This is a genomic window from Clostridium estertheticum subsp. estertheticum, from assembly GCF_001877035.1.
GTDB classification, from domain to species: Bacteria; Bacillota; Clostridia; order Clostridiales; family Clostridiaceae; genus Clostridium_AD; species Clostridium_AD estertheticum.
Genome location: NZ_CP015756.1, coordinates 1,459,115 through 1,473,781, shown reverse-complemented (window position 1 = coordinate 1,473,781; position 14,667 = coordinate 1,459,115). Strand labels below are relative to the sequence as shown.

Here is a 14,667-nt window from a genome sequence, read left to right as displayed (position 1 = left end):
CTTGTAAATCTCATAAATATTAACATTTGTTTAATAATAGTTTAAACTCCAAACACATTTGAAAAATCCATTTTAATATCCTCAATATTTTTATAGACTTTCTCAAGTCCTAATAATTTTTTTAAAAACAACTTTTGTTTATTTGTCAGATTTAATTCCTTATACCAAGGTAATTTTTTATGCTTTTCTTTTGTTTCAAATGAAGAGTAAAGTAAATATAGTAAAAACTCACCTAAATAAGAAAAATCTAAATCATAGGGATATTTATTGTTATCTGCCCATCTTGCCAAGCCAAAGTCAATAAGATATATTTCTCCTTTATCTATCAAAACATTTGGTATTCTTATATCCCTATGAACTACACCATTTCCATGAATATATGTTATAAGCTTAATCAATTTAAACCCTATATCAAAAAATTCTTTATTAGTAAATTTGTACTTATATTTAAAAAGAAGATCCTCTACAGTGAATCCATTTTTAAATTCCAAAACAAATGCATAAAAGCCTTTTTGATTTATAACTCCTAAAAACTCTGGGATTCCATTATCGCTAAGTTTTGATAATATAACCGCTTCATACACATTACTATCTAGCTTTCTTTTAAAAATGCTCTTTTTAAATTTTTTAATAACGACCTTATCGTAAATATCTGTTTTTGCGAGAAAACACACTCCATATCTTCCTTCACCAATTGGTTTTTCAATGATATATTTCCCAACCTGTTTCCCAAAATATTTTTTGCGACTAAGTGGCCACATGTTTCTACTCGTTTATTCCTTTTCCACATTTAAGGCAAAACTTAGCATTTGAAGGTAGTTTCTCCCCGCAGTCCTTGCAAAATAATACATTATTAACCTTTTCTCCACATTCTAAACAAAATTTTGAACCCGTTGGTATTTGAGCATTACACTTCCTACAAATTATACCATTTTGATTTCCCATAGGTTGATTATTAATAGGTAAATTATTATTTTCATAATTATTATTGTTATTATAGTTGCGGTTAGATCTACTTCTCGAACCACTCATGTTAAATAAGTTTCCTAAAAACCCTTTTTTCTGATAGTGATTACTTCCATTATTTCCTCTTCTATAACGATTGCCGTTAGATGAACTTGATGAAGAACTCATATTTTCATACCCCTTTTCTTATATTATCATAAATTTGTCTACCATCTTTTATTGTACCCACAATAGTTGAAAAATTATCATTATCTTCCTTTGATATTCTGAATCGCTTGTAACTCTTTTGCCTTTCAATCTTCAGATATGTTCTAGAAATGGGTATAAAAAAACCGTAGAACAATAAACTGTCCCACAGGTATATAACCATCCTGTTGCCTTTTAGGCCCAGCCCCACGAACTTTTTTAAAGTTCATCGCCTGCTCAGTTTGTACTGTAGATTTGTATGCAGTGCAAAGAGATTTTTTTAAGATTACCATATATATTTTTTCGTGTCAATATATATCATTTGCTATCCCAAAGGTTTTTATATAAAAACCTTTGGGATGCTAGGATTTTCAGTTAAATACATCATTGGTGGGTAATACATTAAAAAGCCAAGTATATCCCCTAATTTAGGTTCTATATCACAATCTTCAATGTCTACAATTAAGTGATCAGAACTGCTTCCTATAATTTTAACACCTTGTTTTTGTGGAATTAGCTTATCATGTAATCCAAAATCCTGTTTTCCCACTGCAAGCAGGGCTCTTTTCCTTATACCATTATCCTCATAAGTTGGTTTACTCCCAAAAGCATCAATAAATACTTCTCCAATAGGATGTGTAGGTTTATCTTTTATTTCAACAATCTGTGCCTTTAGTACAAAGGTATCCTTATGCATATGCTTCATATCATATCCCCAGAATTTTTCTAAATCCTCTGCCACTAGTATTCCTTCTCCTACTCTTAAATTATTTATCCTCTTAGGCATTTTACCATCTATTATTAACGGTAGCGAACTTGTAGCACCTCCAGAAATTATATCAAGTCTTCTTTTTATTTTACTTTCAATTATTTCAGCAATACTGCAGAGCCTTCCTAAATTTTCAATTGTTGGAACTATAGCTCCATAACACCCTAGGTTTGTTCCAATCCCATACAATTCAACATTTTTAAGATGGTTTTCTACGTGCATTGCTAAGTTAATAATTTCATCTTGGTCATATACACCTTCTCTTAAATCGCCAAGGTCAATCATTAAAATTACCTTATGCTTTTTCCCTTGCAATTCACATTCCTTTTGGATCATATTAAGTGTTTCCATTTCAGAATTTAAACTAACCTGTGCAAATTCAACTAGTTTTTTTATTTCACTAAACATTGGAATTCTAAGCATCATAAAGGGTTTATTTAACCCATATTCCTTTAATTTAATTATTTGATCCATTCTTGAACTTGCTATATATGTACACCCTGCATTTACAAATTGCATAGATACCTCAGGTATTGCATTAAACCCCTTAACCACTCCAGCAACACTTATGCCTTGATTGTTACATAACTCTACAATGCTTTCCACATTTTCATATACTTTTTTTAGGTTTATTTCAAGTATTGGATATGTAATATCTGAATAAGCTTTTTTATTCATACCTGTTCTCCCTTAAAATATTTTTCTTTACTTAATAGTATAACCCATAATAAATTTTTTTTAAATAATCTTATAAAATTAACCTTTTATTGCATTTTAATGGTCAAATTTCACTATATATTTAATTTAATCAATTGTTACTATAAGATTTAAAAAACCGAGACTATTGTGTATTAATTTATAAGCTATTCATTAAATGTTATAATAGACTTAAATGAAAAAAATAAACACCAATAAAGAAGGAATTATAATGAATGAACTATTATTTGAGGCCAGTAACCTTATATACAATACCAATCTAACTTACAATAATATAAAAATAAAAAAAGGCAAAATTAACTTTATTGTTGGGGATAGCGGCTCTGGCAAAAGTACATTTTTAAAGTTATTAAACCAATCTATTAATGGAGATTCTGGTGAATTATTATATAAAGGGCTTTCAATTGACACATATGAACCCATTAATTTACGCCGCGAAGTAAGCCTAGTTTCTCAAGAACCTTTTCTTTTTAACGAGAGCATAATAGACAATTTCAAAACTTTTTATTCATTAAGACAAAAAACTATGCCAAGCAGTGATTACATAGATTACATAACTCGGCTCTGTTGCGTAAATGTTTCTCTTAACCAACCAGCCTATACCCTTTCAGGTGGAGAACGTCAACGAGTTTATATATCAATTTTTTTATCATTATGTCCAAAAGTTATATTGCTAGATGAGCCAACATCAGCTTTAGATGAAATAACTGGGCATAGGGTAATGAAAAATATAATTGATTTCTGCAAGACTAAAAATATTGAAATTGTAATTGTAAGCCACAATAAAACTATTGTTGAAGAATTTTGCGAAAATAAAATTGAAATAATTAAGGAGATGTAAATATGGAAGGCATTGTAAAACTAAGTATTTCCAACTTTCTACTTATTTATCTACTATTAATTATAGTACTTTTAATTATGAAAAAATCAAAAGTTACTCAAACAAAACTTCTTTTAGTCGCGAGTTTAAGAATGACGATTCAACTTATAATTGTTGGTTACATACTTCAATATGTCTTTAGTAATCCCAATCCCTTATTTACTGTAGTTTTTTTAATAATTATGATAATATTTTCTATACATCGAGTAATTAAAAGTAGAGAAGACTTAAACAATAATTTTAAAATTGCAATTGGGGTTTCTTTAGCATTTTCTGGACTTTTTGTTTTACTCTTCTTTGTCACAGTAGTTGTTGGTAAATCCATATTTAACCCCCAATACACTATACCACTCGCTGGTATGATTATTGGTAACGCTATGACTGGAGTAAATATTGCGATAAAAACCTTCATGGATGATATAAGCAAAGAAAAGAATAAAATTAATACTTTGCTAAATTTAGGTGTGGAACCAAAAAATATATTGAAGCCATTTGCTAATAATGCTTTCGAAACAGCATTAATTCCTACAATAAACTCAATGCTTGGAATGGGTATAATCTTTTTACCCGGAATGATGACTGGACAAATGCTCTCTGGTACATTACCTACTACAGCAATTATGTACCAAATAGCCATTATGATTGCAATTTGTTGTTCTGTCTGTACAACCGTTTTTCTATCATTAAACTTAGGTTATAGGTCTTTGTATAATTCTAAAAAACAATTTATATAAACCTTATATAGTATAAGCTGCGAAACTTAATTTCACAGCTTTTATTGTTTTAAGCTTTTTTAACCACAACTCTTCTAATAATTATATAAACAAAACACATTGTTATTATGAATAAAAATATAAATGTTATAACACAAATATATGAGTTTTTTGTACTTATCCCCAATATATTGTCAATAAAAATCCCTGATTTCTCTCCAAACTCTGGAAAATTGTATATAACACTTCCCCCTATAGCTTCAATAGCTATAGGGCTTAAAAATATTAGGATTTTCATTGTTTTGTTACACTTATAAAATATCATAGTAATTAATAATCCTATTGCAAATGCAAGGATATAAAGAGCAAATAGGAATGTATCTGTTCCAACTAATGTTCCTATGCTATTATTTTGTATCCATACTGGTATACTTTCATAATTATACCCATGTGGAAAGTTACCATAAGCCATATCATAAATTGTTGGGCCACCCAAAAATATATTATATATTATATTTAATATCACATCTATTATAGACATACCTAAAGCTATTGGTAGAATAGTTATAACTAAAGATTTAAAATAATCTGTTCTAGGTATATTGTTAGCTTGACTAAAATAAAAATTTTCTTTAAACAAGTTTAACCCCATAACAAATAGAAATATCATGGATGAAAATTCAATTCCACTAATACTGATTCCTGTACTATTTATAGTTGTAAATAGTACAGCTATGAAAATACAGTAAAAAATTATTATTGATTTAAGACTACTTTTAATATTGTATTTAGCAAGTTTAAAGCTATTCATTATTTTATTTCCCCCTTATTCGTCAAATCTATAAATAGTTTTTGGAGTTCAACCTTTGAAACTTCTAGACCTAATTTTTTTATTTCTTCCTTTTCTATCCCATCATTATTCCCCATTATAACTGCTGACTTATAAGATGCCATTTTATCTACACTTAAACAATTTTTATCTTTAATATACTCATCTATATTCTTATTTAATCCAGATACGCTATAGCATTTAGTTAGTAATTCTTCAACATTTTCATCATTAATTATTTTCCAATCCTTAATAATAACTATCCTTTCTAATAAATGTGATACTTCTTCTATAATATGAGTAGATAATATAATAGTTTTAGGCTTCTCTATATAACCTTCCATAAGTTCTTTATAAAACAGTTCTCTGTGATTAGCATCTAATCCCAGAACTGGCTCATCGAACATTAAGATTTCTGCGCCTGATGCCATTGTATTTATAATTTTGCAAATAGAAGCGTACCCAGTTGATAATTCCCTAATCCTTTTATTTATATTTAATTCAAACTTTTTAGAAAGTTCTAATGCATATGTCATATCAAAGTTTGGATAAAATTCTTTACTCCACTTAAATAGCTCTTTTACTTTCATAGCTTGTGGATATAGATTTTGTTCTGTCATAAAATATGTATTACCTAAAGCATTTTTATCATGTGATAAAGTTTTACCATCTATAGAAATAACACCCTTATCTGCAAAAATCCTGTTATTTATAATATTTAAAAGAGTTGTCTTTCCAGCTCCATTTCTTCCGAGTAATCCATATATTTTGTTTTCTTCTATAGTTAATGATATATTATCTAATGCAAAAGTATCCCCATATCTTTTACTTACATTTAAAAGCTTTATTGTACCCACATTAAATCCCCCCTTCGATCATTTTAATAATATCACTACTTGAAATATTTAATTTCTTTGCTTCTTCAATTAAAGATACTATATAATTTTCATAAAAATCTTCTTTTCTCTTCTCCATTAATTTTTCTTTGCTGCCAGTTACAACAAACATACCTACACCCCTCTTTTTATATATAATCCCCTCATCTACAAGTAAATTAAATCCTTTAGCTACAGTAGCGGGATTTATTTTATACTTAACAGATATTTCTGTTGTAGATGGAATAGCAGTTTCTTCCTGGAAAATACCTTTAAGAATGTTATCCTCAATAGTTTCAGCAATCTGCATATATATAGGCACATCATTATTAAAATTCAAATTAACACCTCCATCACTTAATTTGTTAGTTACTTATATAATTAACTATATAACCAATTAACTTCATTGTCAATAGATGTAAAAATAAAAAAAGATAAAAAGCAGTTTAATATTCAAACTAGCCTTTATCTTTTTCTAGAACAACTTATCTATTAATATGTTTATTCATTTTATAAATTTACTATTTCTTTGTTTTGCTTACCCATTCATGATGAAACGTTCCTTCCTTATCTACTCTTTCAAATGTATGAGCTCCAAAATAATCTCTCTGCGCCTGAAGCAAGTTTGCTGGAAGATTTGCACTTCTATAACTGTCATAGTATGTTAAGGCACTTGAAAATGATGGTACTGGTACTCCCAAATTTACTGCTGTTGATATTACATATCGTAAGTCTTTTTGATAACTATTAATGATATTATTAAAATATGAATCTAACATTAAGTTATTAAGATTTTCATCATTTTCATATGCTTCATTTATCTTGTTAAGGAATTGTGCACGAATTATACAACCCCCTCTAAATATTTTAGCTATTTTCCCATATTTAAGATCCCAATTATACTCTTTTGATGCAACCCTCATAAGTGCAAATCCTTGCGCATATGAACATATTTTGCTTGTATAAAGGGCCCTTCTTACAGCTTCTATAAAATCTTTTTTATCCCCTTTAAATTTAACATCTGGTCCTTTTAAAAGACTACTTGCATAAATTCTTTCATCCTTTAATGATGACATACAGCGTGCAAAAACTGCCTCTGTGATTGAAGGTATAGGAACTGCAAGGTCCAAAGCACTTTGACTAGTCCATTTGCCTGTTCCCTTCTGCCCTGCCTTATCAAGAATAATATCAACAATATACTCCCCAGTCTCATTATCCTTTTGTGAAAATATTTCACTAGTTATTTCTATTAGATAGCTATTAAGTTCTCCTTTGTTCCACTGCTCAAAAACGTCATGAATTTCATCGTTTGTTAGCCCCACTACCCCTTTTAGGAGTGCATAAGCCTCACAAATAAGTTGCATATCCCCATATTCTATACCATTGTGAACCATTTTCACATAATGTCCTGCCCCATTTGTTCCAATATAAGTGCAGCAAGCCTCTCCATCTACCTTTGCAGATATAGCCGTGAATATAGGTTCAACTATTTTATAAGCATCCTGTTCTCCCCCAGGCATAATTGCTGGTCCTTTTAAAGCTCCTTCTTCTCCACCTGAAACTCCAGTTCCTATAAACTTAAACCCTAACTCTTCAAGTTTTTTGCTCCTACGTATTGTATCCATAAAATACGAATTACCGCCATCAATTAATATATCACCCTTTGATATATAAGGTATTAATTTATCTATAGTTTCATCAACAGGTAATCCTGCTTTAATCATAATTAATATTTTTCTTGGAGTTTCTAAAGAATTTACGAATTCCTCAATAGAATATGCACCCTTTATATTTTTCCCTTTTGCCTCTATTAAAAATTCATCTATGGTATTTCTATTTCTTGAATATACACAAACAGATATTCCTCTGCTCTCAACATTTAATGCCAGGTTTTTGCCCATGACAGCTATACCTAAAACTCCAAATTGTTGTTTTTTCATTTAAAACTCCTCCTTTTAAAAAAATCTCTGCTCAAATCATAGTATATGCCATATGACATTCAACTTCTATTATAATATAATATACCATATAATAAACTATAAACAAAAACACACCATACCTTTTAAGTACAATGCGTTTGTTTTAGTCCGTATTATTATCTTAATTTATTCTTTTAATATGTAATTGTTTATGGCATAAGCTATTCCAGAGTCATTATTAGATTTAGTTATGTATTTTGCCGCAAGTTTTACATCCTCTACTGCATTTTCCATAGCTATAGGCATTCCTGCACATTTAAACATTTCTATATCATTGTAGTTATCTCCAAAAACCATAATTTCATCTAAGTTTACATTTAATTTTTTCGACAATATTTCTAAAGCTTTACCCTTAGAGATATCTGATGCCATAATATCTAAAAGCCCTGTTGCAGAACTTACTACTGTAAGATTATCATATTTTGAAAAATGCTTTTGTAGTAATATAATGTCCTCATGTTTTTCACAAACTAACAAAACTTTAAAAGCCTCTATATCATTAATATTTGCCATCACTTTATCATCTACATATTTTATAGGTATCTGTTCATCTTGTAATAAAATTTTATTACGGTCCGCATATCTTTTGACTACCAAATTGTTTTTAGTAGAATACACCAAATCAGCAGTGTATATAATAAACTCTATTTCATTTTTATTACAGTAAGTTGTAACCTCTTTTACAGCAGTTTTATCCATTACCTTCGAATATAAAACTTCGCCTGTTTCAATATTCCTAACTAGTCCACCATTACAAGATATGACAGGTCCTTTTAAATTTAACTGCTTTATATATGTCTTTACCATAAGATCCAGTCTTCCAGATGCAATAATTACTTCTACCCCCATCTTCTGGAGTTTTTTTAGTGCTACTTCATTATCCTTTGAAATAACATTATCTGAATTTAATAATGTTCCATCCATATCGCATACACACCATTTGTATTTAATCATATATACTTTCTCCTTTAGTACTTGCTAATATTTAAATGATATAAAAAATCATATTATATCTAATTATCTACCTTTATAGGTTTAATTTCAACATTAACTTTTTAATATTCATAAATTCCACAGATTTTCCTGTAATATTTCAAAGAAATCAAAAAATAAATATATTCACTCACTACATCTCCTTTTACTCCTTACACTCTTTCTTATAATATTCTTCTATACTTTCAACGCAAGTATTCACCATAAATTCTATCTCATTATTATTTATAATATACGGCGGAATAAAATAAAGTACATTTCCTATTGGTCTTAGTACTAACCCCTTTTTAAGAGCAATCTTGTAAATCTCATATCCTACTCTCATTTCAAATGGATAACTTTCTTTCGTATCCCTGTTTTTTACTATTTCAATAGCTGTTATCATCCCTATACTTCTTACCTCACCTACATGCTTTAAACTTTCTGCCTTTTCTAGCGTAAGTTTTTTTATAAGCTCACCTTTTTCTACGTTCTTTTTTATAATATTGTCTTCCTCAAATATCTTTAAGCTCTCGAGTGCTATTGCACACCCCATAGCATTTCCTGAATAAGTATGACTATGTATAAATGTTTTCCGTTCTTTATAATCTCCATAAAAACAATCATAAATATCTTCTGTAGTCATAACTACCGACATAGGCATATATCCAGCCGAAATCCCTTTTGAGAGACACATAAAGTCTGGACTTATATCCGCATGGTTACAGGCAAACATTTTTCCAGTTCTACCAAAGCCCATTGCAATTTCATCTGCAATAATGTGTATATCATATATATCACAAAAATATCGGAGCTTCTTTAAATAAATTGGTGAATAAATCTTCATACCCGCAGCACCTTGAACCATAGGTTCAACTATTACTGCACTTATATCCATATGATTTTGAGTTAAGCACTTTTCCATCTCCTCAAAACACTCTGCATTACAACTCTCCCTATTAAAACCGTATTTACACCTATAACAATCTGGTCCTTGAACTCTAAATGTATCTAAAAGTAGAGGCTTGTATACTTCGTTAAACTCATCAATATCACAAACAGACAACGCACCTAATGTCTCTCCATGATATGCATCGCTTAGTGCTACGAACCTTTTCTTTTTAGTATTTCCCTTTTGCATGTTATAGTGAAAACTCATCTTTAAAGCTATTTCTACCGCTGAGGATCCATTATCAGAAAAGAACACTTTTTTAAGTCTTTCTGGCGTTATATCAACAAGCTTTTCCGCAAGTTCTATAGCCGGCTTGTTTGAGAAATTTGCAAATATGACATGTTCAATGTTATCTATCTGCTTTTTTATAGCCTCGTTAATTCTCTTATTGCTATGTCCCAGAGTGTTCGTCCACCAAGATGATATACAATCTAAATATCTTTTTCCATCAATATCATAAAGCCAAACCCCTTCGCCTTTTTCAATAACTATTGGATTAAGCTCCTCATAATCCTTCATTTGTGAACATGGATGCCATATATATTTCAAATCCTTTTCTACATAACTATTCATTTATTTACCTCACCCTTCACTTTATAATTGATCCATACATCCTTCTAAAGTCTTAATACTAAAAGCCTTTTCTGCATTAATTCTTATAGCTCGTATCATGTTCTCATTTAGGTTTACAATATGTTTAAGCTTGCCTATAACAGGCACTTTAGTAAGCTTTTCTATCATTTGAATATTGTCATTACAGAGAAGATTATCTATATAATTATTTATTATAATCCCTTTGATTTTAATCCCTAATGATTTTATATATTCTACTGTAATTACCGTATGGTTAATTGTTCCCACACCAGCTCTTGCCACAATAACAACACTCATATTTAAATCCTTTATAAGATTTTCAAGAGTATATATTCCTCTTTCATCATCTATCAATGGACATACTATTCCTCCACTACCTTCTGCAATAACATAATCATATTTATCCTTTAAATAATTGTATTTTTGTCTTATTAAGTCTATTTGAATAGGCTTATTCTCAATTTTAGCTGCAAGATGAGGGGATACTGCATTCTTATAAACATAAGGCGTTATATTTTCATAAACTTCTTCCAAATTACTCACATCACAAGCAATCTTAGTATCACCAGGAATAAGTTCATTGCCTTCTTCAATAGCCCCACTAAGTGCTGCCTTAAAATAAGTAGCATTATATCCATTACTTCGCAGAACATGCATAATTCCAGCAGTTACAATAGTTTTTCCCACATCAGTATCTGTTCCAACTATAAATACTCCCTTAGACATTTTTTATAACCTCCAAATTTAACTCGTTTACCTTTTTCTCCATACTCTTAACAAATACTCTCATACAATACCCCTCTCTTGTAATTATTTTTTCCGAGATATAAATTATAACTAATGTATAGATATATTCCTCAATACAATTGGTATATACTATATAATAAAGCAATAGCTCTCAATTGTAAACTAAATTAATTGTTTTAGTTTACAATTGAGAGCTATTTTAAGTATAAAAAATGCCTCAATCTTCATTTTTAATGTTTTCTAAAGATTGAGGCTTTCTATCTAATTTCTACTTACGTAGTAATCAAAATATTATTTTATTGAGTTACTTATTTTTTCTATAACAATTTGATCTTCTTTAGCATCTACACCAATGACAGAACCATCATTTATGTCTCCCCTAATAATCTTCTTCGAAATAGAAGTTTCCAAAACATTTTCAATATATCTCTTTAGTGGTCGTGCTCCATATACTGGATCGTACCCTTCATCTGCCATAAGCTTTTTAGCAGCTGTAGTTACTTTCATAGTTATATTCTTATCCTTAAGCCTATTTTGAATATCTGCAAGGAATATATCAACTATTCCTTCTATTTCCCTCGTTTCTAAAGGTTTAAACAATATAATGTCATCCAACCTATTTAGAAATTCTGGTTTAAACTTGGACTTGAGCTCGTTCATAACCCTATCACGAATACCTTTCTCAATTCCGCCACTTTCCTTGTTTTCTAAGAGATAGTTGCTTCCAATATTTGAAGTCATGATTATTATACAGTTTTTAAAATTAATTATTTTGCCCTGATTATCGGTTAATCGTCCATCGTCTAATATCTGAAGAAATATATTAAACACATCTTCGTGAGCTTTTTCTATTTCATCAAACAATACTACGCTATAAGGTTTACGCCTAACAGCCTCAGTAAGCTGCCCACCCTCCTCGTAACCCACATAACCTGGTGGAGCTCCTATGAGTCTTGACACAGAATATTTCTCCATATACTCTGACATATCTATTCTTATTATATTATCACTACTTTCAAATAGAATTTCGGCTAGTGTTTTAGCAAGCTGAGTTTTCCCGACACCAGTAGGTCCAAGAAATATGAATGAACCAATAGGTCTTTTCGGATCTTTCATACCAGCTCTTGCCCTTATTACTGCATTTGAAACAGCAGTTACAGCTTCCTTTTGGCCAATTACTCTCTTTGTTAAATCATCTTCAAGTCTTAGGAGTTTTTCTCGTTCACCTTCTTCAAGATTTGTTACAGGTATACCCGTCCACTTTGATACTATTTGTGATATTTCCTTTTCTGTTACCTCTTCTTTAAGCATAGCAGTTTCATTATTTTGATGAATGTCTGCTTCTTTCTCTTTTATCTGGGCTTCTAACTTTGGAATTACTCCATATTTAAGTTCTGCTACCTTATTTAAATCATACTCTCTTTCAGATTTTTCTATATCACCTCTGGAAACATCGAGCTCCGCTTTTAAATTTCTAATTTCAACTATCTTAGATTTTTCTTTTTCATATTTTGCTGTCATTTCATTGTCTTTATCTTTTAAATTACTTAACTCTTTCTCAAGTGTTATAAGTCTTTTCTTTGATGCATCATCCTTTTCTTTAGATAATGCCTTTTTCTCAATCTCTAATTGAAATAGCTTACGTTTAATCATATCCATTTCAGTTGGCATACTATCAATATCAGTTCTTATCATTGCACAAGCTTCATCTATAAGATCAATTGCCTTATCTGGTAGAAATCTTGCTGTTATATATCTATCTGATAGTCTTGCTGCTGCAACAATCGCAGAATCATGAATCCTTATGCCGTGGTATATTTCAAATTTCTCTTTAAGACCTCTAAGTATCGATACAGAATCTTCAACTGTAGGTTCCTCTATTGTTACTGGTTGAAATCTTCTCTCTAGAGCCTTATCTTTTTCTAGATACTTTCTGTATTCATCAAAAGTAGTAGCTCCAATACAATGAAGACTTCCTCTTGCAAGTAATGGTTTTATCATATTTCCAGCATCCATAGATCCCTCTGATTTACCTGCCCCAACAATGTTATGAATTTCATCTATAAATAAAATTATTTTTCCTTCACTAGTTTCTACTTCTTTAAGAACTGCTTTGAGTCTTTCTTCAAATTCACCTTTAAATTTAGCACCAGCAATAAGAGCCCCCATGTCTAAAGAAAATATTATCTTATTCTTAAGACCTTCTGGTACATCTCCCTTTACAATTCTTTGAGCAAGTCCCTCAACTATAGCAGTTTTACCAACCCCTGGTTCTCCTATAAGCACTGGATTATTTTTAGTTCTTCTAGAAAGTATTCTTATAACCCTCCTAATTTCCTCATCACGTCCGATTACTGGATCTAATTTATGCTTTTTAGCTTGCTCCACAAGATTTGATCCATATTTCACTAATGCCTCATAAGTACCTTCTGGATCAACATTATCTACTCTTTGATTTCCACGAACGCTAGAGAGCACACTTAAAAAAGCATCTTTAGTTATATTGAATTTTTTTAATATATCTACTATCTCTTTAGTTTTTACATCCATAAGTCCAAGCATCACATGCTCAACACTTATAAATGTATCTTTAAATTTTTTAGCTTCATCTTCAGCGCGTACAAAAACCTCATCAAGTCTTCTTGTAGCGTATACAGAGCCACTATCAGCACCACTCCCTGTAACTTTTGGCATTCTGCCAAGTTCATTTTTAATCTCATTATTTAAACTAGTTATATCCACTCCCATTTTACTAAATATATTAGGAATGAGTCCATCCTCTTGAGCTATGAGTGCTGCAAATAAATGAATTGTATCTACCTGTTGATGGTTATTTTTTACAGCTATTGATTGAGCCCCATTTAATGATTGTTGAACCTTTACTGTTAATTTCTCTACATCCATGTATATAATCCTCCCTTTTCTATTAAATTATTACCATATTATGGAATTTTTTCAGTATATTTTAAGGTATAAATTAATCACCATAGTAACCTAATCATCTCCTGGGTCGATGTTATCATCTCCTGGGTAGATGCTTCAAGTTACTATAGTGACCATATCTTAGTCTATTTTAAGAATTATCTGTTATAGTTTTAATATTTCATAGATATTCTTTTATATTATTTAAGAACTGCTTGTGTTATCTTAATAAGTTGCTCTTTACTTAGTGCTTCAAGATATCTTTGACGTTCCAAGAATGTACACTCTTCTAGAAGTTTTCTTTCTCTGCGAGTTTCTATGTAAATGCCTGAAACCATAAGATCTTTACTATTCGAATCCATATAATGCCTTCTCCATATATTATAATATTTAATTGAGGTACTCTCACTATAGCCCTTATTTATTAATTTCATAATACCTGTTTTTCTATCTTGTTTTTCAAAACATTCACAAAGTTTATATATTTTCTGAAGCATTATCATCTTTAATTTCCTTCCTTCTTAAGCATCCAGGAAACATACAAATAAAAGTTTCTCGTTTATTTT

At 30.2% G+C, this 14,667-nt stretch carries 15 protein-coding genes and 1 riboswitch; of the genes, 2 read left to right on the top strand and 13 right to left on the bottom strand.

Features of this window, described 5'->3' with window-relative positions; all coding sequences use genetic code 11:
- Window positions 1–41: 41 nt before the first annotated feature.
- The 4 genes from A7L45_RS06870 to A7L45_RS06855 form a co-directional block, all read right to left on the bottom strand.
- On the bottom strand, window positions 42–761 hold the full coding sequence (locus A7L45_RS06870; protein WP_071612091.1) for a protein kinase family protein: 720 nt from the start codon (window positions 759–761) through the stop codon (window positions 42–44).
- 4 nt (window positions 762–765) lie between these two features.
- A complete protein-coding gene (locus A7L45_RS06865) occupies window positions 766–1,134 on the bottom strand; it encodes a zinc ribbon domain-containing protein (protein ID WP_071612090.1) in 369 nt (122 codons plus the stop codon).
- Window positions 1,135–1,138: 4 nt separating this feature from the next.
- A complete protein-coding gene (locus A7L45_RS23720; protein ID WP_169829572.1) occupies window positions 1,139–1,309 on the bottom strand; it encodes a hypothetical protein in 171 nt (56 codons plus the stop codon).
- Between the two features lie 2 nt (window positions 1,310–1,311).
- Window positions 1,312–1,403: riboswitch (NiCo riboswitch) on the bottom strand.
- A gap of 89 nt (window positions 1,404–1,492) precedes the next feature.
- Window positions 1,493–2,599, bottom strand: coding sequence for an alanine racemase (locus A7L45_RS06855; protein WP_071612088.1), 1,107 nt, complete (start codon window positions 2,597–2,599; stop codon window positions 1,493–1,495).
- Window positions 2,600–2,849: 250 nt separating this feature from the next.
- On the opposite strand from A7L45_RS06855, the gene A7L45_RS06850 reads away from it, so the two are divergent.
- Both A7L45_RS06850 and A7L45_RS06845 read left to right on the top strand, forming a co-directional pair.
- On the top strand, window positions 2,850–3,479 hold the full coding sequence (locus A7L45_RS06850; RefSeq protein ID WP_071612087.1) for an ABC transporter ATP-binding protein: 630 nt from the start codon (window positions 2,850–2,852) through the stop codon (window positions 3,477–3,479).
- A 2-nt stretch (window positions 3,480–3,481) separates the two neighbouring features.
- The gene (locus A7L45_RS06845) at window positions 3,482–4,252 is read left to right on the top strand and encodes an ABC transporter permease (protein ID WP_071612086.1); all 771 of its coding nucleotides are present in this window, start codon (window positions 3,482–3,484) and stop codon (window positions 4,250–4,252) included.
- A gap of 49 nt (window positions 4,253–4,301) precedes the next feature.
- Here the strand turns inward: A7L45_RS06845 and A7L45_RS06840 are convergent, their stop codons facing one another.
- The 9 genes from A7L45_RS06840 to A7L45_RS06800 form a co-directional block, all read right to left on the bottom strand.
- On the bottom strand, window positions 4,302–5,042 hold the full coding sequence (locus A7L45_RS06840) for a hypothetical protein (RefSeq protein WP_071612085.1): 741 nt from the start codon (window positions 5,040–5,042) through the stop codon (window positions 4,302–4,304).
- Window positions 5,042–5,917, bottom strand: coding sequence for an ATP-binding cassette domain-containing protein (locus A7L45_RS06835; RefSeq protein ID WP_071612084.1), 876 nt, complete (start codon window positions 5,915–5,917; stop codon window positions 5,042–5,044). Before A7L45_RS06835 ends, A7L45_RS06840 begins: the two co-directional genes overlap by 1 nt.
- A gap of 1 nt (window position 5,918) precedes the next feature.
- Complete coding sequence (locus A7L45_RS06830; RefSeq protein ID WP_071614893.1) at window positions 5,919–6,245, bottom strand: GntR family transcriptional regulator; 327 nt, start codon at window positions 6,243–6,245, stop codon at window positions 5,919–5,921.
- 211 nt (window positions 6,246–6,456) lie between these two features.
- Window positions 6,457–7,875 (bottom strand): NADP-dependent phosphogluconate dehydrogenase, encoded by a 1,419-nt coding sequence (gene gndA / locus A7L45_RS06825; RefSeq protein ID WP_071612083.1) that lies wholly within the window; start codon window positions 7,873–7,875, stop codon window positions 6,457–6,459.
- Window positions 7,876–8,040: 165 nt separating this feature from the next.
- Window positions 8,041–8,868, bottom strand: a complete 828-nt coding sequence (locus A7L45_RS06820; RefSeq protein ID WP_071612082.1) for a Cof-type HAD-IIB family hydrolase — start codon at window positions 8,866–8,868, stop codon at window positions 8,041–8,043.
- Window positions 8,869–9,052: 184 nt separating this feature from the next.
- On the bottom strand, window positions 9,053–10,411 hold the full coding sequence (gene bioA, locus A7L45_RS06815; protein ID WP_071612081.1) for an adenosylmethionine--8-amino-7-oxononanoate transaminase: 1,359 nt from the start codon (window positions 10,409–10,411) through the stop codon (window positions 9,053–9,055).
- Window positions 10,412–10,432: 21 nt separating this feature from the next.
- Window positions 10,433–11,158, bottom strand: coding sequence for a dethiobiotin synthase (gene bioD / locus A7L45_RS06810; protein WP_071612080.1), 726 nt, complete (start codon window positions 11,156–11,158; stop codon window positions 10,433–10,435).
- A 312-nt stretch (window positions 11,159–11,470) separates the two neighbouring features.
- Window positions 11,471–14,083: an ATP-dependent chaperone ClpB gene (gene clpB / locus A7L45_RS06805; protein WP_071612079.1), complete on the bottom strand. Its 2,613-nt coding sequence runs from the start codon at window positions 14,081–14,083 to the stop codon at window positions 11,471–11,473.
- 218 nt (window positions 14,084–14,301) lie between these two features.
- Entirely contained in the window at window positions 14,302–14,598 is a 297-nt protein-coding gene (locus A7L45_RS06800) for a hypothetical protein (RefSeq protein WP_166520649.1), read from the bottom strand.
- Window positions 14,599–14,667: the final 69 nt, after the last annotated feature.